Raw genomic sequence first — 23,585 nt, forward strand, 5'->3', positions numbered from 1 at the left:
CTCAAGAAGACGGATACCGGCGCCATGACGGAGAAGACATTCTCCGGGCCGAGCGGTCCGAAGCCGAAGCGGGTGATCTCTCCGCGCAATATCATGCTCTATGGCACGCTTTTTGTCGCTGCCGCCTACTACCTGCTGCCGCTCTACGTGATGATCGTCACGTCGCTGAAGGGAATGCCAGAGATCCGTCTCGGCAACATCTTCTCGCCGCCTGTCGAGATTACCTTCGAACCGTGGGTCAAGGCTTGGGCGACGGCCTGCACCGGTCTCAATTGCGACGGCCTGTCACGCGGCTTCTGGAACTCGGTGCGCATCACCGTTCCTTCGGTGATTGTCTCGATCGCGATCGCCTCTGTGAACGGCTATGCGCTCGCCAACTGGCGCTTCAAGGGATCGGAACTGTTCTTCTCGATCCTCGTGATCGGTGCATTCATTCCCTATCAGGTAATGATTTATCCGATCGTCATCGTGCTGCGCGAATTGGGAATATACGGGACCCTGACGGGCCTCATCATCGTGCACAGCATCTTCGGCATGCCTATCCTGACGCTGCTCTTCCGCAACTATTTCGCATCGCTGCCGCAGGAGCTTTTCAAGGCGGCACGTATCGATGGGGCGGGCTTCTGGCAGATTTTCCTGAAGATCATGGTGCCGATGTCGCTGCCGATCTTCGTGGTCGCCATGATCCTGCAGGTCACCGGTATCTGGAACGACTTCCTCTTCGGCGTCGTGTTCACCCGGCCTGAGTACTATCCGATGACCGTGCAGCTCAACAACATCGTCAATTCTGTCCAGGGCGTGAAGGAATACAACGTCAACATGGCCGCAACGATCCTCACGGGTCTGGTGCCGCTGGTTGTCTATTTCGTGTCGGGGCGACTTTTCGTCCGCGGCATCGCCGCCGGCGCAGTGAAAGGCTGATCCATGAATTCGAGCGTTTCCATCAAAGACCTTTCGTTGAACTTCGGCGCCGTCAACGTTCTCAAGGATCTCAATCTCGAGATCAACGACGGCGAGTTCCTCGTGCTCCTCGGCTCGTCCGGCTGTGGCAAGTCGACCTTGCTCAACTGCATCGCCGGCCTGCTCGATGCGTCCGACGGCCAGATCTTCATCAAGGGCAAAAACGTCACTTGGGAAGAGCCCAAGGACCGGGGCATCGGCATGGTGTTCCAGTCCTACGCACTCTATCCGCAGATGACGGTCGAGAAGAACCTGTCCTTCGGCCTGCGGGTCGCAAAGATCCCGCAAGCCGAGATCGACAAGCGCGTGGCACGCGCCGCCGAGATCCTGCAAATCCAGGCGCTTCTGAAGCGCAAGCCGGCAGAGCTTTCAGGTGGCCAGCGTCAGCGCGTGGCGATCGGCCGGGCGCTGGTGCGCGATGTCGACGTGTTCCTCTTCGACGAACCGCTGTCCAATCTCGACGCCAAGCTGCGTTCGGAGCTGCGTGTCGAAATCAAGCGCCTGCATCAGTCGCTGAAAAACACGATGATCTACGTCACGCACGACCAGATCGAGGCGCTGACGCTTGCAGACCGTATTGCGATCATGAAGAGCGGCATTATCCAGCAGCTCGCCGATCCGACGACGATCTACAACAAGCCGAGGAACCTCTTCGTGGCCGGTTTCATCGGTTCGCCGTCGATGAACTTCCTGCGCGGCGAAATTGCCAAGCAGGGCGATCAGACCGTATTCACCGCCAATGGCGTGAATTTCGCAGTCGACGCCTACGAGACGACCGAGCGGCTGCAGGCTGGCCGCAAGGTCATTCTCGGGGTTCGGCCAGAACATGTGAAGGTGAACGAAAACCTCGGCGCGGAAGTGCATGACGCGACCGTCGATATCGAAGAGCCGATGGGCGCCGACAACCTGTTGTGGTTGAAGCATGCCGGTCACACGATGTCGGTGCGCATCAACGGTTCCCGCCGCTTCAGCCCCGGCTCGCGCGTCAAGCTCGGCTTCGACATGTCGCTGGCTTCGATCTTCGACGCCGAAACGGAACTCCGTCTTTAGAAAATCGCAATGCGGGCGGAGCCTGAACTCCGCCCGTTCTTCCAATCGGCCATCTGGCCAAGCCAAATTCGGTCGCAGCCCGGTTGTCCGGGTTCTCCCAAGAGCGGCCTAATCGGGACAATGCTATGACATCCTTGCCCACAAACGGGTTCAACCTCGACCTTTCCGGCTCGTGGCAGCTCACCTCCGCCGATGGCGAAATCAGCACGAAGATCACCCTGCCGGGTGATGTGCACTCGGCCCTGCATGCCGCTGAGCTTATTCCCGATCCATATTTCGGCCGGAACGAAGAGGCGGTGCAGTGGGTGGCGCATCGCGATTGGGCGATCGAACGCAGCTTCACACTGTCGGAACCGGATGGCGACTGGTACCTCGATATCGACTATCTCGATACCGTGGCTGCCGTCTTCATCAACGGCTCGCCGGCGCTGCTCGCGGACAACAGCTTCCGACGCTACCGCCCGGACGTCAGCGGCCATCTGAAGGTCGGCGACAACGTCATCCGCGTCGTCCTGCATTCGAGCATTGCGGCGGGCGCGGACCGGCAGGCCAGGCAACCCTTCTATATTCCCTATTCGACGGGCAATTCGCCGATCCCCAACGGCAACATGCTGCGCAAACCGCAATGCCATTTCGGCTGGGACTGGAACATTGCGATTGCGCCGCTAGGCCTCTACGGCACCATCGCGTTGCGCAAGCTCGAAATAGCACGCATCGAACACGTCACGACCCGCCAGGTGCACAATCTCAACGGTTCCGTGGATCTGCAGGTCAGTGCGACGCTGTTTGCCAACGCCCCCGGTATCGTGCCGGTGCATTTTACGCTCGACGGCGAGCGCGTGCGCCTAGACGTTGGCGTCGGTGCCGGCGAAACGATCGTGAATTACGTCTTCCAGATCGACAAGCCTCGCCTCTGGTGGCCCGCAGGGAGCGGGGAGCAGGCGCTCTATACGCTGACCGTGGATCTGCCGTCCGATGTGCTGACGAAGCGGATCGGGCTTCGCACCGTCGAACTCATCACCACGCCGGATGCGGCCGGCAGCCGCTTTGCGCTCAAGGTGAACGGCCACGAGATCTTCTGCCGTGGCGCCAACTGGATCCCGGCGGACGCGCTGTTTTCGCGATCAAGCCCCGAGAAAACCGAGGATCTATTGCAGTCTGCCAAGGCTGCGAACATGAACATGATCCGCGTCTGGGGCGGCGGCTTCTACGAGCAGGACTACTTCTACGACCTCTGCGATCGGCTCGGCCTGATGGTGTGGCAGGACTTCATGTTCGCCTGCAATCTCTATCCTTCGACCGAGGACTTCCTCGACAATGTGACGCTCGAAGTCGATTATCAGGTTCGGCGCCTTTCCTCGCATCCGTCAATCGCGCTCTGGTGCGGCGACAACGAGCTGGTCGGCGCGCTGACCTGGTTCGATGAATCGAGAAAGGATCGCGACCGCTATCTCGTTTCCTACGATCGTCTCAACCGGACGATCGAACAGGCGATGAAGAAGGCGTCTCCCGATGCCATCTGGTGGCCGTCGAGCCCGGCTTCCGGCTATCTCGATTTCGGCGACGCCTGGCACGCCGACGGTTCCGGCGATATGCACTACTGGTCCGTCTGGCACGAGAACAAGTCGTTCGACAACTATCGCTCGGTGCGCCCGCGGTTCTGCTCTGAATTCGGCTTCCAGTCCTATACGTCGCTGCCCGTCATCAAGACCTATGCGGACGCCAAGGACATGAACGTTGCGTCGCCCGTCATGGAACTTCATCAGAAGAATGCCGGTGGCAACGAACGCATTGCCGGCACGATGTTCCGCTATTTCCGCTTCCCCAAGGACTTTCCGAACTTCGTCTATCTGAGCCAGATTCAGCAAGGGTTGGCGATCAAGACGGCGGTGGAATACTGGCGGTCGCTGAAGCCGCATTGCATGGGCACCATCTACTGGCAGCTGAACGACACCTGGCCGGTCGCTTCCTGGTCGAGCCTCGATTACGGCGGGCGCTGGAAGGCGATGCACTATCTCGTGAAGCGGTTCTTCCAGCCGGTGGCGGTTGCGGCCATTCCTTCTGACGACGGCAAAACAATCCAGTTTTCGCTGGTCAACGACACACTCGCAGGGGTGAGCGTCGACCTCTCGATCTCGATCCTCGATATGAAGGGCGAGCGCAAGCACGTGAGGGACGTGCAGGCGGTCTGCAGCCCGGATGCGGCCGTCACGGCGGCGTCCGTCGATGTCGCCGATCTGCCTGCCGGCACGCTGCTTGCCTGGCGCTTCACAGCGTCGAACGGCATGGGCGGCGAGGGGCACTACGTGCACGGCACATACAAGGCGCTCGAACTCGAGCCCGCCGGCCTGATGGTCACGCACGAGTATGTCGAGGAGGACGGCTCAGTCTGCCTCAATGTCACAGCCAAGGGACTTGCGCTCTTCGTCATGATCGAGACCGAGACAGACGGCAAATATTCGGACAACGCCTTCGATCTTGCGGCGGGTGAAACCCGCCGCATTACCTTCACCCCGGCAAAACCGCTCGATGGCGGCGTACTACCGGAATTCCGCTTCTACGACTTGCAATCCTGCCAGTCCGTGGATTGATCCCGATTGAAATGCAATGGGCACGAGGCCCGAGGAGGATAATATGACGAAACTCAGTTTTCAGCTTTATAGCGCCCGCAATTTCCAGCCCTATTCGGCAATCTTCGAAAAGCTCGGCAAGGCCGGCTATCAGGAAGTCGAAGGCTTCGGCGGCATTTATGCCGATCTTGACGATGCCGGGCTGAGAAGCCTGCGCGCCGATCTTGACAAGAACGGCCTGGTGATGGCAACCGGCCACTTCAGCCCCGATTTCCTCGACGGCGAAGTCCAGAAGTCGCTGAACATTGCCAAGGTGCTCGGCATGGATTCGATCTATGCACCGCATCTGGCTGCCAACGAGCGTCCGACCGACGGCGCCGGCTGGCTCGCATTCGGCAAGCGCCTGCAGGAGATGAGCAAGCCGTACAAGGACGCCGGCTATGAATTCGGCTGGCACAATCACGACTTCGAATTCGTCAAGCTCGCGGACGGTTCGCTGCCGATCGAGCGTATCTTCGAAGGTGCGCCCGACATTTCCTGGGAAGCGGATATCGCCTGGGTCATCCGCGGCGGTGCCGATCCCCTTGCCTGGATCGAGACGCTTGGGAACCGCATCACGTCCGTGCACGTCAAGGACATCGCGCCGGCTGGCGAGAACAAGAACGAGGACGGCTGGGCCGATGTCGGCCACGGGACCGTCGCGTGGTCGAAGCTGATCGCCGCGCTGAAGGGAACCAAGGCCAAGCACTACGTCGTAGAGCACGATAATCCAAGCGATATCGACCGCCTGATCACCCGCTCGATCGCATCCTTCAAGACCTACTGAGGCACACCATGACCAAGGAACTTGGCGTCGGCATCATCGGATGCGGCAACATCTCCACGACTTATTTCTCCCTTTCGCCTCTCTTCAAGGGGCTCAAGGTTCTGGCTTGCGCCGACCTCAACGTACAGGCCGCCCAGGCCCGCGCGGAAGAGTACGGCGTCAAGGCGCAGACCATCGACGAGCTTCTCGCCAATGACGAGATCGACGTCATCGTCAACCTGACGATCCCTGATGCGCATTTCCCGGTTTCGAAGGCAATCCTCGAAGCCGGCAAGCACGTCTATTCGGAAAAGCCGCTTGTGCTCACGCTGGAGCAGGGCGAGGAGCTGCGGAGCATCGCCAAGGCGAAGAATCTCTCCGTCGGCTGCGCACCGGATACGTTTCTCGGCGGCGCACACCAGCTCGCCCGCAAGTACGTGGACGAGGGTGGTATTGGCCGCATCACCTCGGGCGCCTGCTACGTCATGAGCCCGGGCATGGAAATGTGGCATCCTAACCCGGATTTCTTCTTCCTGCCGGGCGGCGGCCCGATCCTCGATCTCGGCCCTTACTACATCGCAAACCTGATCAACCTGATCGGGCCGGTGAAGCGCGTCGGCGCCATGACGTCCATGGCGTCGGAAACCCGCACTATCACCAGCCAGCCGCGCAGTGGCGAGACTATCCCGGTGAAGACCCCGACGACGATCCAGGCGATCCTGGAATTCGTCAGCGGCGCGACGGTCACGCTCACCGCCAGCTGGGATGTCTGGTCTCACCGCCATGCCAACATGGAACTCTACGGCACCGACGGTTCGCTCTATGTGCCGGATCCGAACTTCTTCGGTGGGGTCGTCGAGGCGAGTGGCCGCGACAAGGAGATCAAGCCGCTTGAGGCCTGGGACCACCCGTTCGGCATCTCCAACCAGGAGAGCCCGCAGGGACCGCGCGCAAACTACCGGACAGCGGGCCTTGCCGACATGGCGATGGCAATCATCGAAGGACGGGACGCGCGCTGCTCGCTCGATCGCACGCTGCACGGCGTGGACGTGATGACGTCTATCCTGAAGTCGGGGGAAGAGGGCCGGTTCATCGACCTGACCACGACCTGCACCCAGCCGGCGGCCCTCGGGATCGAGGAAGCGCTTGCGCTGTTGAAGTAAGCAACCAAAGGACTATTGTCCGGCGCGGGCGACGAGCCCGCGCTTTTTTGCTTAAGGAACAAGAATTATGAGCTGGCAACCGGCTTCCGACCGCTATTCGAAGATGAAGTACAACCGCACGGGCCGGTCCGGCCTGAAGTTGCCGGCCGTTTCGCTCGGCCTCTGGCATAACTTCGGCGGCGATACCCCGCATGACCGCAAGATCGACATGTGCCGCACCGCTTTCGATCTCGGTATCACTCATTTCGACCTCGCCAACAATTACGGCCCGCCTCCGGGTTCCGCCGAAACCGCCTTCGGTGAAATCCTGCGCACCGAATTCGCCGGCCTGCGCGACGAACTGATCATTTCCTCCAAGGCTGGCTACGATATGTGGCCAGGCCCCTACGGCGAATGGGGCGGCCGCAAGTATATGATCGCGTCCTGCGACCAGAGCCTGAAGCGGCTGGGCCTGGACTATGTCGATATCTTCTATTCGCACCGCTTCGACCCGGATACCCCTCTGGAGGAAACCTGCGGCGCCCTCGATCACATCGTCCGCTCCGGCCGGGCTCTCTACGTTGGCATTTCGTCCTACAATTCGCAGCGCACCCGCGAGGCTGCTGCCATCCTCAAGGATCTCGGTACGCCGTGCCTGATCCATCAGCCGAGCTATTCGATGCTCAACCGCTGGGTCGAGGACGACAGGCTCCTCGATACGCTCGACGAGGTCGGTATGGGCTCCATCGTCTTTTCGCCACTGGCGCAGGGCATGCTGACGACCAAGTACCTCGGAGGCATCCCGCAGGACAGCCGTGCTGCGCAGAACCACTTCCTCAAGAAGGATTTCATCCGACCCGGCATCATCGACAATATCCGCAAGCTCAATGCAATAGCCGAGAAGCGCGGGCAGACGCTGGCGCAGATGGCGATTGCATGGGTGCTGCGCGGCGAGCGTGTGACGTCGGCGCTGATCGGCGCCAGCCGTTCGTCGCAGATCGTCGATTGCGTCAAGGCGCTCGACAATCTGGAGTTCACGGCTGATGAACTGAAGGAAATCGATGTCTATGCCCGCGAGGCGGACGTCAATCTTTGGGCCAAGTCTGCAGAAATCGAATAGTTATTGAGTGCCCGGAACGACCTTCCGGGCGTCTTTTCTCAAAATTCTGATGTACGTGCCGCAAAATATGCGAGCGTGAGGAGGAGACGCCATCATGATCCGCAATCCCATCCTGCCGGGTTTCAATCCGGACCCATCCATCTGCCGGGTCGGCGACGACTACTACATCGCCACCTCCACATTCGAATGGTATCCGGGCGTCCAGATTCATCATTCGCGCGATCTCGTGAACTGGACGCTGGTACGTCGTCCGCTGGAGCGAAAGTCGCAACTCGACATGCGCGGCAATCCGGATAGCTGCGGTGTCTGGGCCCCCTGTCTTTCCTATGCGGATGGGTTGTTCTGGCTGGTCTACACCGACGTCAAGCGCTTCGACGGCAACTTCAAGGACGCCCACAACTACATCGTCACGTCGCCTGAAATCGAGGGCGAGTGGTCCGAGCCGGTCTACGCGAACTCCTCGGGGTTCGATCCGTCGCTGTTTCACGACGAGGACGGCCGCAAGTGGTTCCTCAACATGCAGTGGAACCACCGCACCGAAAGCTTCGGCGGCGCGCCGAAGTCGCCGGCCTTCGACGGTATCCTGATGCAGGAGTGGGATCCTGGAACGAAGGCGCTAAAAGGTCCCATCACGAATATCTTTGCCGGCAGCCCGCTTGGCCTGGTCGAGGGCCCACACCTCTTCCGGCGCAACGGCTACTACTATCTGACGACGGCTGAAGGCGGCACCGGCTATGACCATGCTGTCACCATGGCGCGCTCGCGCAATATCGACGGTCCGTATGAGATGCATCCACACATGCACCTCATAACGTCGAAGGAACATCCCGAAGCCGTGCTGCAGAGGGCAGGCCATGGGCAATATGTCGAAACGCCGGACGGCCAAGTCTACCACACTCATCTCTGCGGTCGCCCGATGCCGCCAAAGCGGCGCTGCACGCTCGGGCGTGAAACCAGCCTGCAGAAATGTGTCTGGAAGGACGACGGCTGGCTCTACCTTGCAAACGGCACGACCGTGCCCGATGTCGCGGTGCCGGGACTGAATGGTGCGGTTCCCGTCGAAGGACCGACACGAACTGAATACAGCTTCGATGGCGGCAAGCTGCCTGCCGATTTCCAATGGCTTCGCACGCCCCAACCTGAGCGGATCTTCAATCTGACCGACCGCCCCGGCCATCTCAGGCTTGTCGCGCGCGAAAGCGTCGGCTCGTGGTTCGAGCAGTCGCTGGTCGCCCGCCGGCAGGAGCACCACAGCTTTCGTGCCGAGACCGTGGTAGAGTTCGATCCGGACACCTACCAGCAGGCTGCCGGCCTGACGCACTACTACAACCGTCACAAGTTCCACGCCGTGGTGGTGACGCTGCACGAAAAGCTTGGGCGCTGTGTCACCATCCTGTCTTGCGACGGCGACTACCCGAACAGCCGCCTCAACTTTCCGGCAGGCAGCGGCGTTGCACTTCCGGCCGAAGGGCGCGTGCAGCTTTCCATGGAAATCCGCGAAAATGACTTGCAGTTTTTCTGGCAGACGGAAGGCAAGGGCAACTGGCAGGCGATCGGTCCGGTGCTTGACGCCGGCGTCGTTTCCGACGAGGGCGGACGCGGCGAGCATGGTTCGTTTACAGGGGCTTTCGCAGGCGTCTTGGCATTCGACACTTCGGGCCGCGCCAAGACGGCCGACTTCGACTGGTTCAACTACGAAGAGCTCTGATCGATCGCCGGCATCACCCGCAAACGCTGGGTGATGCCGCATTTTTCAGTTTAACCTACGTATTTAAGCATATGTTACTATTACATAAGTTTAATATATCTTTCAGTTTCGGTTCATCTTTTTCGCCCTAGGTTCCGGACGTGTTCAACACGAGGAACCCCCAATGAAAAAGCTCTTCGCCGTCCTCCTTTCCGCTTCTTTCCTGGCTGCGCCGCTGGTTGCTGCGACGGAAGCGAGCGCTCAGGACCATCGCCGCCCTGTTGTGGTGGAGCGTGACGTTCATGTGACGAAATACAAGTGGAGCCGCGGCCATCGCATAAGCCCCGCCGAACGCCGTCACATGCAGGACGTTCGCGACTACCGCCGCTATCGCCTGTCGGCTCCTCCACGCGGCTATCGCTGGGTTCGCGTGGATAACGACTACCTGCTGATCGGCACCGCCAGCGGCGTGATCTCCAACATCATAGCCGGGCGCTAGAAGCTCCAGGGCAGACTATCGGAAGGGCGGCGATGGCCGTCCTTCTTGCTTTTGCCTCACCTACGGCGAGGAGGTCGCTCGCGCCGACAACAGCCGCTGGGCAACGTTCTTCAACAGGTTGCCGGCGGTGGGTTCTCTCTCCGCTTGAGGCGGTGTCTGCAATCCGTCAATCGGCGGAAGCGGCTCGCATTCCTCGCATAGGCAGCGATATCGTTTGGCGGGAGGTACCGTCATGCGGCCCGGTCTCCCCACCTTGCAAAGGGGTCCGGCAGGTTCCTCCATCTCTCCGGCGCGAAATCCTGCTCGTCGATCAGACACGCATCCAGCTCGCTCCGGATCCAGCCTTCATTCATCGGGTCCGCTCCGATGAATACGATCTCCTGGCGCCGATCGCCCCAGGTCGGATCGAGGTAGAGAGAGATCGCATTGAGGAAGTGCTGATCCTTGGGCCACTGGTCGCGCGGCACCGCGGCCCACCATAGCCCCATCCGGCTTGTTCGCAGGATGGCGCCGGCCTGGCTGATTTCCCCGACATGATGCGGCCGTGTGGCAAGCCAGAAGAAGCCTTTGGCACGCACGACGCCTGGCCAGGACGCGTCGAGAAATTGTTGCAGCTTGAGCGGATCGAAGGGACGTTTCTCGCGGTAGACGAAGGAGCGGATACCGTATTCCTCGGTTTCCGCTACATGGTCCTTGAAACCGTGCAGTTCCTTGTACCAGAGCGGATGCGTCTCTGCGCGATCGATGTCGAAAAGGCCGGTCCCAAGGACGTCTTTCAGGTCGACCTTGCCGAAATCGGCCTCGATGAGCCGCGCGTCCGGATTGAGGCCGACGATGATCTGACGCGCGGCTTCGCGTTCCGAGTGCGTCGCCGTGCCGATCTTGTTGAGGACCACGACGTCAGCGAATTCGATCTGCTCGACGAGCAGATCAACGACGGTGCGGTTGTCGCCGCTGCCGGCGCTCTCTCCGCGCTCCGCGAGGAAGTCGGCGCAACCATAGTCGGCGAGCAGGTTGGCCGCGTCGACGACCGTCACCATGGTGTCCAGCCGTGCGACATCGGAAAGGCTCTCGCCGTTCTCGTCGCGGAATTCGAACGTCGTGGCGACAGGAAGCGGCTCGGCGATGCCGGTCGACTCGATCAGCAGATAATCGAAGCGCCCCTTTTCCGCGAGTTGCCGAACCTCCCTGAGCAGATCGTCGCGCAGGGTGCAGCAGATGCAGCCGTTGGTCATCTCAACCAGCTGTTCGTCTGTCCGCGACAGGTTGGCGCCGCCTTCACGCACGAGTGCTGCGTCGATGTTGACCTCGCTCATGTCGTTGACGATGACTGCCACCCTCATTCCCTCGCGGTTCGCCAGCACGTGGTTGAGCAGGGTAGTCTTGCCGGCGCCGAGAAATCCGGAGAGGACGGTGACCGGTAGCTTTCTATCCATCGTTGACTCCATTTAATGTTATACTATTACATTTCAATTGCTGAAAAAGGCGGACTCCGGGTCCGCCTCATCGAGCCTTCAGCTTTCGCTTGAAAGGCAGTCCTTCATGCTATTGGCAATTCCACGCATGAGGTTGAAGTAGAGATCCGGACCGGCATCGAGTGTTGCGGCTTCCGGATCGAGCGCGCCCGGCTTTGCCTTCGTGCCTTCGATGACAACATCGACGAGGCGGGGCTGGAATTGCGGCTCCGCGAAGACACAGGTGGCGCCGAGACCGGCAACTTTCTTGCGAATCTCCGATACGCGCTCTGCGCCTGGAATGGTTTCCGGGCTGACGGTGATGGAGCCGGCGACGCGAACCTTGTAGCGGTGCTCGAAATACTGATAGGCATCGTGGAACACGATGAAAGGTTTGTCCTTCACCGGCGACACGATGCCGGCAATCTCCACATCGAGTGCATCCAGCCTGTCGTCGAGCGCCTTGGCATTGGCCTGATAGGACAGCGCGTTGGCAGGATCTGCCGCGACGAGCGTGGTGGTGATCTCGGCGGCCATGGCCTTGGCGTTCATCGGGTCGAGCCAGAGGTGAGTGTCAAACGCACCGTGATCGTGGTCGGCCTCTGCGTGTTCATGGCCCTCGTGGCCTTCGCCCGCATGCCCTTCACCTAAATGTCCTGCTGCAGCGTGTTCGTCGCCGTCGTCATGCGGCTCGAAGGCGCCGCCTTCGCGGAATTTGAGCTTGGTCAGCCCGGGTGCGCGGTCCAGCTCTGCAACCGTTGCGTCCGAACCCAGCGCTTCCAGCGGCTTTTCCAAGAATGCTTCGAGCCCTGGACCGACCCAGAATACGACCTTGGCGTCCTGGAGGGCGCGGGCGTTCGACGGCTTCATCGTGTAAGTGTGGGGCGAGGCCGCGCCGTCGACGATCAGTTCCGGCTTGCCAACGCCTTGCATGATCGCCGACACCAGCGAATGGACCGGTTTGATCGAGGTGACGACGACTGGCGCGTCGGCTGTTCTGGCCGCTCCGGCAAAAAGGATCGCAGGGATTGCGAGGGTAAGGCCCGTCGCGAGTTTCATCGGCATGCTCCGCTTGAATTGCGATTGTTATGTTATTACATCAATTGCGTTATGCTATAACGTGTGCGATAGCAGTGCGCAACAGGACTTTCGGAAATTTAATGTCATCTCCCGCAAATTCCGAGGCGAAGCCGCTAGTCTCGCTTTCCAATGTCGGTGTCCGGCGAAACGGTCGGTGGCTGGTGCGTGGCGTCGATTTCTCGGTTTCGCGCGGCGAAATCGTGACGCTGATCGGCCCGAACGGCTCCGGCAAATCAACCACCGTCAAGACTGCGATCGGCGTGCTGAAGCCGGACGAGGGCAGGGTGGACCGCGCCTCCGGTCTCAAGGTCGGTTATGTACCGCAGAAGCTTGCGATCGACTGGACGCTGCCGCTTACCGTTCGTCGTCTGATGACCCTCACGGGGCCGCTTTCCGACACCGATATGATGGCGGCGCTCGATGCCGTCGGGCTTTCGCACATGGCTGGGGCCGAGGTGCAGCATCTCTCAGGCGGCGAATTCCAGCGAGCGCTGATGGCGCGCGCCATCGCCCGCAAGCCTGATCTGCTTGTGCTGGACGAACCTGTCCAGGGCGTCGATTTTTCGGGCGAGATCGCGCTCTACGACCTGATAAAGTCGATCCGCAATACCTCCGGCTGCGGAATTTTGCTGATTTCGCACGATTTGCACGTCGTTATGGCAGCCACCGACACTGTGATCTGCCTCAACGGGCATGTCTGCTGCCGTGGCACGCCGCAAGCCGTGACGCAGAGCGCCGAGTATGTCCGTCTCTTCGGGAGTCGCGCAGCACAGGCGCTCGCCGTCTACAGCCACAATCACGACCATACTCATCTGCCAGACGGCCGCGTTCTGCATTCGGATGGAACGGTAACGGATCATTGCCATCCCGACGACGGACACCACCATGGTCAGGATGGGCACGATCATGCCGGCCATGATCACGGAGGTCACGATCACGGGGACCATGCGCACCGCGATCATGCCGGCCACACTCATCATGATCGCACGACTGCCAATCACAGCCATGGGCATCATCCGGCGGGAGAGCGGCATGTTTGACGATTTCTTCGTTCGCGCGATCCTTGCGGGCGTCGGGCTGGCGCTGACGACAGGGCCGCTCGGCTGCTTCATCATCTGGCGTCGCATGGCATATTTCGGCGATACGATCGCCCATTCCGCACTGCTCGGCGTGGCGCTGTCGCTGCTCCTGCAGTTTAACGTGACGCTCGCGGTCTTCATCGTGGCGGCGACGGTGTCGATCCTGCTGCTCTTCCTGCAGAAGCGGCAGGCGTTGTCGGCAGATGCGCTGCTCGGCATCCTTTCGCATGCGACGCTGGCGATCGGCCTTGTGATGGTCGCATTCATGAGTTGGGTGCGCATTGACCTCATCGCTTTCCTGTTCGGTGATATTCTCGCCGTATCGAAGACGGATATCGTTTTCATCTGGGGTGGTGGCATTCTGGTTTTGGCTGCAATCGCCTGGCTCTGGCGACCGCTGCTCGCTTCGACGGTCAATCCCGAGCTTGCCGAGGCCGAGGGGTTGCGGCCGGAGAGGGCGCGTCTGTTCTTCATGCTGCTGATGGCGGTCGTGATCGCGATCGCAATGAAGATCGTCGGTATCATGTTGATTACCTCGCTGCTGATCATCCCGGCGGCAGCCGCGCGCAGGTTTTCGCCGACACCCGAGGTCATGGCGGTGCTCGCCTCGCTGATCGGCGCCGTTGCTGTCGTCGGTGGTCTCTTCGGCTCGCTTACCTACGATACGCCGTCGGGTCCCTCGATCGTCGTGGCGGCATTGATACTCTTCATCCTCAGCCTGCTGCCCAGGCGCGTGCGGGGACAAGCGGCAATGGAAGGACAAGGCTCATGAACGCACCGCCACTGACCAAGAACCAGGCCCTTGTCTTCGACGTGCTGGAAAAGGCGGAAGGGCCGCTCAGCGCCTACACGATCCTCGACAAACTTCGCGATCACGGCTTTCGCGCGCCGCTCCAGGTCTATCGGGCACTGGAGAAGCTGCTTGAATACGGCGTCGTGCATCGGCTCGAAAGCATCAATTCCTTCGTTGCCTGCGCCCATCCCGGCGAGAATTGCCACAGCCATGGCATCGTCGCCTTCGCCATCTGCGAGAGCTGCGGGCAGGTGATGGAGTTCCACGATCACGAGGTGGACCATCGCCTGATGGACTGGACACGGGGCAAGAAATTCAAGGCCGAAAAGACGACGATCGAAATTCGCGGCCTTTGCGAGGCCTGTGCGGCCTAGAGCGTCGACACGGCGGCGCCAATCCTACGTCGATCCCCGTGGGGTTAGAGAGCCTTCAGGTCTCGCGCGAAACGATGCCAGTTGGCGACATATCTCTCGGCCGACGTCCGCAGGCCGTCGATCGCCTTGTCATCCAGGGTACGGATTGCGCGGGCTGGCGATCCGACAATCAGCGAGTTGTCCGGAAACTCCTTGCCTTCGGTGATCAGCGCATTGGCGCCGACGAGGCAGTTGTTGCCGATCCTCGCGCCGTTGAGGATCGTCGCGCCCATGCCGACCAGGGAATTGTCGCCGATGGTGCAGCCGTGGACGATTGCGTGGTGGCCGATGGTGCAGCCTTTGCCGATCACGACAGGTGCGCCGGGATCGGTATGCAGCATCGCTCCTTCCTGTACGTTGGTCGCTTCGCCGACGGTGATCGGTTCGTTGTCGCCGCGCAGCACCGCGCCGAACCAGATTCCGACATCGGCACCGAGGACGACGTCGCCGATCACGTGGGCGTCCGGAGCAATCCAGTATGTCCCGGCGGGCGGCAGTTTCGGTTTCAATCCACCCAGGGCGTAGACAGGCATCGCTTTTCCTCCGTTAGGCGACGGTGACGCCAAGCGTTGCAACGCCGTCAATGCCGCAATCCACCCGGTCCCCACGCCTGACGGCGCCGACGCCTGCCGGCGTGCCGGTCATGACGATATCGCCGGGAGCGAGCGTGAACAGCTTCGAAAGCTCGGCGATGATTTCCGGCACTTTCCAGATCATCTGGTTGAGATCGCCATCCTGGACGCGTTTGCCGTTGAGGTCGAGCCAGATGCGGCCGGCTGACGGATGTCCGAGCCTGGCCGCAGGGACGATGGCCGAGACCGGTGCGGAATGTTCGAAGGCCTTTGCGACTTCCCAGGGGCGGCCGAGCTTCTTGGCTTCGGCCTGCAGGTCGCGCCGCGTGAAATCGACGCCGACGGCGTAGCCGTAGACGCAGTCAAGCGCCGCTTCGGTCGCGATGTTTCGGCCGCCTGCTTTCAAGGCCAGAACGCATTCGACCTCGAAATGAACGTCGTTCGAAAGCGAAGGATAGGGAAAATCCTCGCCCGCCGGCAGAAGGTTGTCGGCGTTCTTCTGGAAGAAGAAGGGCGGCTCGCGGCTCGGGTCATGGCCCATCTCTATCGCATGGTCTGCATAGTTCCGGCCGACGCAATAGACACGGCGGACCGGGAAGCGCTCGGACAGGCCCTCGACGGGCAGCAGGACGGGCTTTGGAAGAGGAATGACGGTGGCGGTGGACATGACGCGCTCTTGCTGTTCTGCGACTCCCATCATCTTAGCCGGAAAGAGCCGAGAGGGGAAAGCGCAGTTCGGTGGTTCGTACGATCCTTGAGCCGAACCCGGCCGCGACACTCCGACCAGCAATTCCAGCATTGCTGCCCCGCGTGGGGAAAACTGGTGTTTTTCGGCGCTTTGGGTTATGAGCGCGGCATGACGACTTCTCATTTTTATGCCGAGGCCCTGAAAACCGGCCAGCCGATCTTCGCGGTCGCACCCATGATCGACTGGACGATTTCGATAAAAAGCTGATTAGTTTCAAGGATGTTAGTTTTTCTGTAGCACTTTTGTAGCATACCTTGGGCGGTAATGTGCTTTTTGATCCGAAGCGAGGCGGCCACGGGGTGGCGCGAGACCATCCTCGGTCAAATACCAGTCAACAGCCCCGCGCAATAATACAAGTCCATTTACTTTCCGCAGGGACTACTATCTATCTGTCGACCACCGAGGTGTTGTCTTGATCAAATCGAACTCCGTTGTCGTCGTTGGGGATATGAACCCGGCCATTTTTTCGCCGGCATGGATTCGGCGCTACATTGATCTGACGATCGACGACGGCTCCGAGGCCGAGGTCCACGTGATTCACTCAGAGATCGCAGACTTCATGCTAAGCGACCTTCGGTTCACCGTCGAGCGCAACCGAATTACGCTTCGGTCGATGGTTCACGACATGGAACTCCTGGTGGCTATCTTCCAACAGATGTTTGGGGAGGTTCTAGGTCACACACCGATCTGGGCTTATGGCGTCAATCTAGAACGCCACGTCGACTTCGGGTCATTCGAAAAGAGAAACGAACTCGGAAGACGACTATGCCCCCTTGAGCCGTGGGGGGATTGGGCGAAGGACTTTGAGAACAAAAACCCAAAAATGAATGGCGGCATGTCCACTGTAAGTATGAAGAAGCAGTTGAGTCTGGAGCCAGAAGCGTACGAAATATTTACGATCCAGCCTTCGAACGCGAAGGAAATGGACCAAAGTGGCGTATTCTTCGGAATGAACAATCACTTCAGCCAGGTGACTGGAAAGGACAAGACGGACGAATCTTTTCGGAAGCACTTGCTTCAAGTGATGCGAGAGAACGTCCCGTCGTACGTTTCGAATTTCGAGGGCATTGTTGATCATTTCATGGCTTGGGGGGAAATCCATGATTAAAAGCAAACAAACCGATACGAGTGGGCTGTCAAGGTCGCTGGACACTACCAACTCTTTGTTCTCCGAGTTGAGTTCGAACAAGGAAACAATTTGGAGCGGGTACTTTGCCGAGCTCTTTTCGGACATTTCGCGACATTCGGCGACCCTTCCAGAAGATCCGACGGCTGCGGACATATCCGCTCCGTCATCTGAAACGCAGGGCGGTGCGAAGTCCGCTCCTCAATACCTTGAAAGGCTGTCCAGTCTTGAGGGAAAGATGGTCGGGCCAGAAACAGGCTACTTCCACCGACGGTTTATTGGCCGCGAGAGTTTCAGGGGTCTGGTAGCAGGGACGGATGGCACGCGATTTCATGCTGTTATTCAGGATCGAAATGGCGACAAGTACGAGTATGATTTTTCCGATGACGAATTGCCGGAAAAGCAGAGGGCAGATGTCAGAGTAGGCTCTCCGGTCGTGATCCACATTGGATTTGAATATCGAGGGAGCACTAAGATCAACATGATGAAGATATACCTCGCGAACTACGAGCGAAAGAAGTCCGCGACGCGGGCTGAGTTGATCAAGCGGAAAGCGGCATCCTGGACCTTCTGATGTACCTTCGTATTATTGGGTCTGCCCCAGGGGAAAGCCTGGTCATCATCTTCGACTGCGGCTCGGTCATTACGATAGATTGCTGTCAGACGGGAAAGATTAACCACACGCTGCAAGCCTTGAGTGATCTGGGTGTTGATCCCGACAAGGTGATCTACAACGTAATAACCCATTTTCACGACGATCACATCAAAGGAGCTTCCGAGCTAATAGCTCATTGCCCGAAATCAAAGGTAGTCATCCCGGATGCGTGGACAAAGGACGTCTTTCGCATGTTTGTCGCTACTGTATCGGATGACACGTCGCTGGCTCGAGTATCCGTTACGAGAGAAATCGAGAAGGTTTTCGACCTGCTGCAGGTGGAAAAGACCAGGTTGTTCCCCGTTTCCGAATTGACATTGCTTTATCCACCGCCTGCACACGGGGCGACGACAGAATTCCTAACTGTGATGACACCCACTGCTGTTCGAAAATCTAAATTTCTGGCATCTCTTGCTGAGAGCATCGAAGCCGGGGACGCTGACACCTACGGTTTCTGCGAGAATAACAAGAACTGGACTTCGATCTGCTGTATTCTCAAATACGACGGAAAATATGTGTTCCTCGGCGGTGATGTCGAAAATTTTGCACCTGACTACGATCTGACGGCGATCCACAACTCGCACCTAAAGCCTGTCACGAGGTACGAGTTGGTGAAGCTCCCTCATCACGGGTCGCGAACCAGTTTCTGTGACGAATTAAAGGCCCTTATTCATGCGGAAGACACGGTAGTCGCGATGACGCCGTATCCTCGTGGGCGAAAACAACTGCCCAATCAAGACACTGTTGCTTATCTTGGCAATGTGGCTAAGACTTTCGTGCTTTCCGGACAAAAGATTAAAACCCCGAGGTCCCAGAGAAGGCGGCGGAGCAACTTCGTCATTGATCCCGTGCCTGCTTATCGTCCCGGGGTGCTAGATTTTATGGACGGAGAAGTTGCCGTGAATCTTTGCGAGAGCTTGACGGACTATCTCGCGTCCCGTTGACAGGTTTCACTTCCTTCCTGTCTCCAATGTTCGCCGATCGCAGCTAAGGACGGTGAAGTTGCCGGAATTCTTTAAGCGCCGCCTCGCGCCTGTCGTCGAGATAGTTGGCGAGATCCTGAAGATACACTCCCTTCTGGCACTTCTGTGACGTCTCGGCGCGAATAACAGGAATCGCAATCTCGCCAGCGCCGACCTTCCGGAGAAACTTGTCAGGTGTGAGGTGGCTGAAGTAGTCCCTGCAAACATTCTCGACGGGGATAATCGCTTGTCCGCCATATTGTGCGAACAACAGAAATGCTGTCGAGAAACTGGGCTCCACGGTTGCGTGCTTCACTGTACAGCCCTCCTTTTTCCTTTGGCCTCGATGGTCATGAGCCTTGCGGCAAGCTTTGAGCCGGCTTGGCATGGTGCGGCAACACTCACGTTCTCGGCGTCGGCCGTGAACTGAGCGCCGCAGGTGTATTGAGCAAGCCCTGCGGGAATGCGTCGGAAGCGAACACGCGCGCCGCCGCAGCATGGGCAACGACCTTGGGAAAGCAACTTGTCTGTGAACGGCGACATGATCAAAGCAGGCTCCGCTGCGCAGGGTGAGTGATGGTCCGCTCGGCCCGTCCCTGGAGGCGTTGGCGCCAGTCGAAAAAACCGAGCGCGCCTTTCACTGTGACCGGAGTTGGGAGGTACTGTTGATCCTCAAGTACGAAGCCGTAGCGTCCAAAAAACCATGGGCTGTCGTGGCATCGCACTACGTCGACGATCGTGGCAACGCCGATGATGGCGCCGAATCTCACGTCTTCCTGGTCAACGCGGCTCATGTAGCTCATCGGCGTTGCGCCAACACAATCGTTCAGAACTTCGCGGTAGCTTTCGCTGTCCTCTTCGAAATTCCGATTGATGAACGCACTGGCGTGGATACAGACGCGGCCGCGCTGATTGGTGTTCCACTGGCGGTTTTCGATATCTTTCCAGCCCCTGACGATCGCGTGCGCCCATGGTTGGCGAACAGACAATGCAAGCGCGGGGAGTTCAGATTCCTGCAGGGTGCAAATTATGTTCATTCTAGTGGCTTCCCCTAAGTCTGATCGCGCCTGGCAGCTTGCCGCCACCCCAGTGTCTCGTGCAGGCATCGTAGTTGTGATCACGCCCGCCGCAGTAGGTGCAACGCAGGTTGGTGGCTGTGCCGTTGGATGGGCAACAGGTGTATGGATGGCCGTCTTTTCCGCAGTATGAGCAGCGCATTAGCACTCCTCCCTATTATCGGGCGCTCGATCGAGGCGATCGATCTCAGCTATAATCAAGGCGGCCGCTTTCACGAGATCGCGACGGCGATCCGTCGGTTTCCACCATGAGCGCGACCAAGGCCAGATCGAAAGCCATGCGGACCAACCGATTATCGGCTGGCTATCAACGGTGAGCCCTTCAGGCATTGTGGTAGAGGCACGAGCACTGTCGCTGATCGAGGCAAACATGGCGTAGCATGCACCTGCTAGAGCAAGGCTTCGGTCGTCATGGGCGTCGTCGTGTTCTGGGGTCCAGCCTTCAGCCTCCATCTGGCGGCGGCGCTCGGCGAACACATCTTGAACGGCGAGCACAATCTCTCTCGGCTCAAGGCGTACCTCCCTGACTGCGGGTGATGGGCCCCGGTTGATTTCGCGAAGACGGTCTGAGAAGGCCTGCACGGTCTCCTCTACGATCTCGGCGCGTTCGATCGCTCCGCATTGGCAGAACTCGGGCTGGGCGCGGAAGCGGGTGCATGGGCAGAAGTCGTCGTGCTTGATCAACGCTAAATCCTCCGAGTGGGTAGGGATGGCCCGAAGGCCATCCCTTATGCTGCCGGCGTGAAATCCACGTAGTAGGTGTCGCCGGAGGAGAAATTCCCGAAGAGCGCCGGATTGGCGACTACGATGGAGAAGTCGACTGAGGGGGAGAACTTCGAGAACGTATTGTTCTCGTCCGAGCCGTCGGCAGGATACGGCCCATCGCTTTTGGCGACGCCGTGGAAGCGAAGCGTCTCGTTGACGGTCTCGCCTGTCTCCGGATTGCGATATGGGGTGCAGGAGCCTACCCGCACTTTTGCGCGCATGTTGGTCATGTCGTTCCTTCCGACCGGTCATTGATCGAGACACTCCCTCAACTCGGCGACCGTCAAATCCGGGTCGAGGTTTTCCAAAAACAACAGAAGGGTTTTGCGAGTGACGGCGACATCGCCGCGGCTCACGGTGCGACGTTCGGCGATGAAACCGCCAGTCGGGATGCGCCCGCCGGCCGCTAGCGCAAGGGCTTCCTCGATCTCAGTTTCCATCGATCGAGACCTCCGACGCGGTTGCCGGATCTAGGCCCGGAAGGGGCCCGCGGCCATGCCGCGTTGCGCGTTTTGCGCGGATGCGGGCGATAGTCTCGGGCCGCTGCAGCTTTTCGAGATCAGCCTCGGCGCAGTTCATCAGGTCGATACCTGCGACGACACATAGCGAAGTCAGCGTGAGCATCGCCGCGCCGATCTCCTTGCGGGGATCGCCGGTCGGCCGATCGTAGGTGTAGTCGACCAGCTTATGAGCATCCTCGCGGCTCATGCCGAGCGCCTGGCAGGTCTCATTGACCTCCTCGAAGAAGCGAGCAAGCCGCTCCGCTACGTCGGTTGGATCGTCGTGGAACAAGGCATGGTGAGCCATCGCGACACGCTCTTGGTACCCGACCAAAGATTGTGCCGGAACAGGTAGGGCGCGAGACCGTAAATCAGCGGCCTCCTGTTTCGCTTTTGCACTGGCTCGCAGGTAATGGTTTCGGTTGCACCTTGGATCGGTCGCGCGCACCGCATACTCCTCAGCGAGGAGATCAAGGTGAGCCGCCGCTTCTTCGATTTCAGCGGGCGTAAAGACCACCACATGCGTCGATGGAGGTGGGGTGATGAGATCGAAGCGCTTTTCGAACTCGGATAGACCAAGGTAGGCAAGTTTCGTGCTGCCTTCCCGCCGTAAGGTGACACCATCGGGACCCTGCGAGACGAGTTCGCAGATATCGCCGTTGATCAGGTTGATGTACTTCGGAAAGTCAGGCGCTGGAAGCGTCGAGGGCTGCGGGGAGACGTAAAGGGGAACCCCGCCGGCGCAAGCTTCTTGGTCTTCCGAATAGACCGTGACGGTTAGCCAAGGATCTCCCGACGTAATTCGGTCCCATTGGCGTTTTGGTACCCAGGCGAAAGGCTCGGGATTGTGTTTCGCTTCAGTCATTGTGGCCTCACACGCGCATCGGCATAAGCACGATCAAGTTTTCGGGGTGCGCTCCGGGATTGCGGAGCACGGCGGGGCCTCCGGCGTCGTCGAGGCCCATCAGGACCTGTTCGCCGGGCAGGTGAGATAGGACGTCGTTGACGTAGCGGGCGTTGAACCCAACCTCGAGGCTCGCCTCGCCCTCGTAGGCCAGCTCGTCAGTTGCATCACCCGTGTCCGGGTTGGAGACATGCAGCTGCAGCTGTCCGGCTGCGAAGATGAAGCGCACGGCGCGGCCGCGCTCGCCGCTGATGGTCGCGACGCGGTCGATCGACGCGCCGAGCGTCGCGCCGTCCACTGTTGCCTGCATCGGGCTATCCTGCGGCACGACGCGGACATAGTCGGGGAAGGTGCCGTCGACGAGTTTCGACGTCAGCAGCGACGATCCGCCGGAGATCCTGATTAGGGTATCCGAGAGTTCGATGGTGACCTCGCCGGCCTTGGGGAGGATCTTCTCAATCACTTTGATTGCCTGGCGAGGGATGATGATGCCGGGCATGCCGGGATCGCTCTCGGCCGTGACGAATCTTTTCGAGAGCCGGTGCCCGTCGGTTGCCACGAACACCACTCCGCGGTGCTCGGCTGATGCCGCGGTCGGGTGCATGAAGATACCGTTGAGATAGTATCGCGTTTCCTCAGTCGACATGGCGAAGCTGCAGGCACCGAGCGCCGCCGCGAGGTCGGCTGCCGGCAGCGTCACCTGGTGCGGGAATGCGCCGGCTAACTTCATCTCCGGGAAGTCCGTGGCAGGCAAAACCTGCAGGCTGAATTTGGAGCGGCCCGCCTTGATCGTGACGCCATCCAGTTTGGTACCGGAGCGGCGCGACACCTCGACCTCGCAGCCGTCGGGTAGCTTGCGCACGATATCAGCCAAAAGCGCGGCCGGGACGGTGAAATCCTCGAAGTCGATTGCCGCACTGGCTTTGAAGGGCGTCGATGCCTCGATGTCGAGGTTTGTCAGCCGTGCATTGAGGGTACCGGCTGCCGCGCCCTTTTCGATCAGGACGTTCTGCAGAATCGGGATCGTGTTGCGCTTTTCGACGACGTTGGTGCTCAGCGCGAGCGCCGCCATCAGGGCGGACTTTTCAGCCGTGAACATGGTCTGTTGTCTCCGGGAAGGTGGCCGGGATCAGGCTCTTGCCGTCCGGGCTAATGATGAAATATTGCGCCTCGCTCCAGTAGGCGGCATCGACCTGGACGGTCACCGGTTCGTCGCCATCAAAGACATCCAGGGCGTCGGCGTACTGGCGCGCGAAACTGTCAGCGCTCGCCGCCCAGATCTCGCTTTCGTCGTCATAGAAATGGTTCGGCGGCTGGCGATCGTCGGCGGGCAGCAACATGCCAGCGTAGCCGAAGAGATCGATGGTGAACGGGCAACGCTGCGAACCATGCAGCGATCCGTCCGGATTGATGGAGATGGTGACGTGCCCGTAGGCTTCGCACCATTTGAAGCCGACCTTGTCGCCGGGATCGTAGTCTGCGCGACGGCCAAGGAAAAATCCTTTGTCGTCAGCGTCATCGCTCTCCGGATCGAGCGGAGCGAGCCATGCGTCCGGGCTGTTGCGGCCCGTTGGCAGCCATTCGTCGATGAGGAAATCTGGATACCACAATCTCTGCATGGCTCG

General features: G+C 59.7%; 27 protein-coding genes. 15 read left to right on the forward strand and 12 right to left on the reverse strand.

What is annotated here, in order from left to right; all coding sequences use genetic code 11:
• Positions 1-24 precede the first annotated feature (24 nt).
• The 8 genes from ASC97_RS10865 to ASC97_RS10900 all read left to right on the forward strand — a co-directional run bounded on the left by ASC97_RS10865 (position 25) and on the right by ASC97_RS10900 (position 9,833).
• Positions 25-921, forward strand: coding sequence for a carbohydrate ABC transporter permease (locus ASC97_RS10865; protein WP_057469315.1), 897 nt, complete (start codon positions 25-27; stop codon positions 919-921).
• Positions 922-924: 3 nt separating this feature from the next.
• The gene (locus ASC97_RS10870; protein ID WP_057468371.1) at positions 925-2,010 is read left to right on the forward strand and encodes an ABC transporter ATP-binding protein; all 1,086 of its coding nucleotides are present in this window, start codon (positions 925-927) and stop codon (positions 2,008-2,010) included.
• Positions 2,011-2,135: 125 nt separating this feature from the next.
• Complete coding sequence (locus ASC97_RS10875) at positions 2,136-4,601, forward strand: beta-mannosidase (RefSeq protein WP_057468372.1); 2,466 nt, start codon at positions 2,136-2,138, stop codon at positions 4,599-4,601.
• 43 nt (positions 4,602-4,644) lie between these two features.
• On the forward strand, positions 4,645-5,406 hold the full coding sequence (locus ASC97_RS10880; RefSeq protein ID WP_057468373.1) for a sugar phosphate isomerase/epimerase family protein: 762 nt from the start codon (positions 4,645-4,647) through the stop codon (positions 5,404-5,406).
• 8 nt (positions 5,407-5,414) lie between these two features.
• Complete coding sequence (locus tag ASC97_RS10885) at positions 5,415-6,548, forward strand: Gfo/Idh/MocA family protein (protein WP_057468374.1); 1,134 nt, start codon at positions 5,415-5,417, stop codon at positions 6,546-6,548.
• 67 nt (positions 6,549-6,615) lie between these two features.
• The gene (mgrA, locus tag ASC97_RS10890) at positions 6,616-7,647 is read left to right on the forward strand and encodes an L-glyceraldehyde 3-phosphate reductase (protein WP_057468375.1); all 1,032 of its coding nucleotides are present in this window, start codon (positions 6,616-6,618) and stop codon (positions 7,645-7,647) included.
• 94 nt (positions 7,648-7,741) lie between these two features.
• The gene (locus ASC97_RS10895) at positions 7,742-9,355 is read left to right on the forward strand and encodes a glycoside hydrolase family 43 protein (RefSeq protein ID WP_057468376.1); all 1,614 of its coding nucleotides are present in this window, start codon (positions 7,742-7,744) and stop codon (positions 9,353-9,355) included.
• Between the two features lie 163 nt (positions 9,356-9,518).
• Entirely contained in the window at positions 9,519-9,833 is a 315-nt protein-coding gene (locus tag ASC97_RS10900) for an RcnB family protein (protein WP_057468377.1), read from the forward strand.
• Between the two features lie 230 nt (positions 9,834-10,063).
• Here the strand turns inward: ASC97_RS10900 and zigA are convergent, their stop codons facing one another.
• Positions 10,064-11,269, reverse strand: a complete 1,206-nt coding sequence (gene zigA, locus ASC97_RS10905) for a zinc metallochaperone GTPase ZigA (protein WP_057468378.1) — start codon at positions 11,267-11,269, stop codon at positions 10,064-10,066.
• Between the two features lie 78 nt (positions 11,270-11,347).
• The gene (locus tag ASC97_RS10910) at positions 11,348-12,346 is read right to left on the reverse strand and encodes a zinc ABC transporter substrate-binding protein (RefSeq protein WP_057468379.1); all 999 of its coding nucleotides are present in this window, start codon (positions 12,344-12,346) and stop codon (positions 11,348-11,350) included.
• 101 nt (positions 12,347-12,447) lie between these two features.
• On the opposite strand from ASC97_RS10910, the gene ASC97_RS10915 reads away from it, so the two are divergent.
• Genes ASC97_RS10915 through ASC97_RS10925 form a run of 3 tightly spaced genes read left to right on the forward strand, consistent with a single transcriptional unit; the run spans position 12,448 to position 14,613 of the window.
• Positions 12,448-13,407 (forward strand): ATP-binding cassette domain-containing protein, encoded by a 960-nt coding sequence (locus tag ASC97_RS10915; protein WP_057468380.1) that lies wholly within the window; start codon positions 12,448-12,450, stop codon positions 13,405-13,407.
• Positions 13,400-14,218 (forward strand): zinc ABC transporter permease subunit ZnuB, encoded by an 819-nt coding sequence (gene znuB, locus ASC97_RS10920; protein WP_057468381.1) that lies wholly within the window; start codon positions 13,400-13,402, stop codon positions 14,216-14,218. Before ASC97_RS10915 ends, znuB begins: the two co-directional genes overlap by 8 nt.
• A complete protein-coding gene (locus ASC97_RS10925) occupies positions 14,215-14,613 on the forward strand; it encodes a Fur family transcriptional regulator (RefSeq protein ID WP_057468382.1) in 399 nt (132 codons plus the stop codon). The genes znuB and ASC97_RS10925 overlap by 4 nt, the downstream gene beginning before the upstream one ends.
• Positions 14,614-14,657: 44 nt before the next feature.
• Here the strand turns inward: ASC97_RS10925 and ASC97_RS10930 are convergent, their stop codons facing one another.
• Both ASC97_RS10930 and ASC97_RS10935 read right to left on the reverse strand, forming a co-directional pair.
• On the reverse strand, positions 14,658-15,185 hold the full coding sequence (locus tag ASC97_RS10930; RefSeq protein ID WP_057468383.1) for a gamma carbonic anhydrase family protein: 528 nt from the start codon (positions 15,183-15,185) through the stop codon (positions 14,658-14,660).
• 13 nt (positions 15,186-15,198) lie between these two features.
• Positions 15,199-15,891, reverse strand: coding sequence for a fumarylacetoacetate hydrolase family protein (locus ASC97_RS10935; RefSeq protein ID WP_057469316.1), 693 nt, complete (start codon positions 15,889-15,891; stop codon positions 15,199-15,201).
• A gap of 156 nt (positions 15,892-16,047) precedes the next feature.
• Between ASC97_RS10935 and ASC97_RS35920 the strand changes: the two genes are divergently transcribed.
• From ASC97_RS35920 to ASC97_RS10950, 4 genes are all read left to right on the forward strand, one after another.
• Positions 16,048-16,179 carry a hypothetical protein gene (locus tag ASC97_RS35920; RefSeq protein WP_274534150.1) on the forward strand — a complete coding sequence of 44 codons (132 nt, stop codon included), beginning with the start codon at positions 16,048-16,050 and terminating at the stop codon, positions 16,177-16,179.
• Positions 16,180-16,384: 205 nt separating this feature from the next.
• Positions 16,385-17,080: a hypothetical protein gene (locus tag ASC97_RS10940; RefSeq protein WP_057468384.1), complete on the forward strand. Its 696-nt coding sequence runs from the start codon at positions 16,385-16,387 to the stop codon at positions 17,078-17,080.
• Positions 17,073-17,672 (forward strand): hypothetical protein, encoded by a 600-nt coding sequence (locus ASC97_RS10945; RefSeq protein ID WP_057468385.1) that lies wholly within the window; start codon positions 17,073-17,075, stop codon positions 17,670-17,672. The genes ASC97_RS10940 and ASC97_RS10945 overlap by 8 nt, the downstream gene beginning before the upstream one ends.
• On the forward strand, positions 17,672-18,697 hold the full coding sequence (locus ASC97_RS10950) for an MBL fold metallo-hydrolase (RefSeq protein WP_057468386.1): 1,026 nt from the start codon (positions 17,672-17,674) through the stop codon (positions 18,695-18,697). The genes ASC97_RS10945 and ASC97_RS10950 overlap by 1 nt, the downstream gene beginning before the upstream one ends.
• Before the next feature lie 43 nt (positions 18,698-18,740).
• Here the strand turns inward: ASC97_RS10950 and ASC97_RS10955 are convergent, their stop codons facing one another.
• From ASC97_RS10955 to ASC97_RS10990, 8 genes are all read right to left on the reverse strand, one after another.
• Positions 18,741-19,031, reverse strand: a complete 291-nt coding sequence (locus tag ASC97_RS10955) for a pyocin activator PrtN family protein (protein WP_057468387.1) — start codon at positions 19,029-19,031, stop codon at positions 18,741-18,743.
• Positions 19,032-19,260: 229 nt separating this feature from the next.
• Positions 19,261-19,752 carry an ASCH domain-containing protein gene (locus tag ASC97_RS10960; RefSeq protein WP_057468388.1) on the reverse strand — a complete coding sequence of 164 codons (492 nt, stop codon included), beginning with the start codon at positions 19,750-19,752 and terminating at the stop codon, positions 19,261-19,263.
• Positions 19,753-19,932: 180 nt separating this feature from the next.
• Entirely contained in the window at positions 19,933-20,475 is a 543-nt protein-coding gene (locus ASC97_RS10965) for a hypothetical protein (RefSeq protein WP_082529966.1), read from the reverse strand.
• A gap of 44 nt (positions 20,476-20,519) precedes the next feature.
• Positions 20,520-20,786: a hypothetical protein gene (locus tag ASC97_RS10970; protein ID WP_057468389.1), complete on the reverse strand. Its 267-nt coding sequence runs from the start codon at positions 20,784-20,786 to the stop codon at positions 20,520-20,522.
• Positions 20,787-20,804: 18 nt separating this feature from the next.
• Positions 20,805-20,996: a hypothetical protein gene (locus tag ASC97_RS10975; protein WP_057468390.1), complete on the reverse strand. Its 192-nt coding sequence runs from the start codon at positions 20,994-20,996 to the stop codon at positions 20,805-20,807.
• The gene (locus tag ASC97_RS35260) at positions 20,986-21,921 is read right to left on the reverse strand and encodes a hypothetical protein (RefSeq protein WP_244481445.1); all 936 of its coding nucleotides are present in this window, start codon (positions 21,919-21,921) and stop codon (positions 20,986-20,988) included. Before ASC97_RS35260 ends, ASC97_RS10975 begins: the two co-directional genes overlap by 11 nt.
• Before the next feature lie 7 nt (positions 21,922-21,928).
• Entirely contained in the window at positions 21,929-23,059 is a 1,131-nt protein-coding gene (gene dnaN / locus ASC97_RS10985; protein ID WP_057468391.1) for a DNA polymerase III subunit beta, read from the reverse strand.
• Entirely contained in the window at positions 23,046-23,579 is a 534-nt protein-coding gene (locus ASC97_RS10990) for a hypothetical protein (RefSeq protein ID WP_057468392.1), read from the reverse strand. Before ASC97_RS10990 ends, dnaN begins: the two co-directional genes overlap by 14 nt.
• Positions 23,580-23,585 lie beyond the last annotated feature (6 nt).

It is taken from the genome of Rhizobium sp. Root1203 (assembly GCF_001424945.1).
In the GTDB taxonomy this organism is placed as follows: domain Bacteria; phylum Pseudomonadota; class Alphaproteobacteria; order Rhizobiales; family Rhizobiaceae; genus Rhizobium.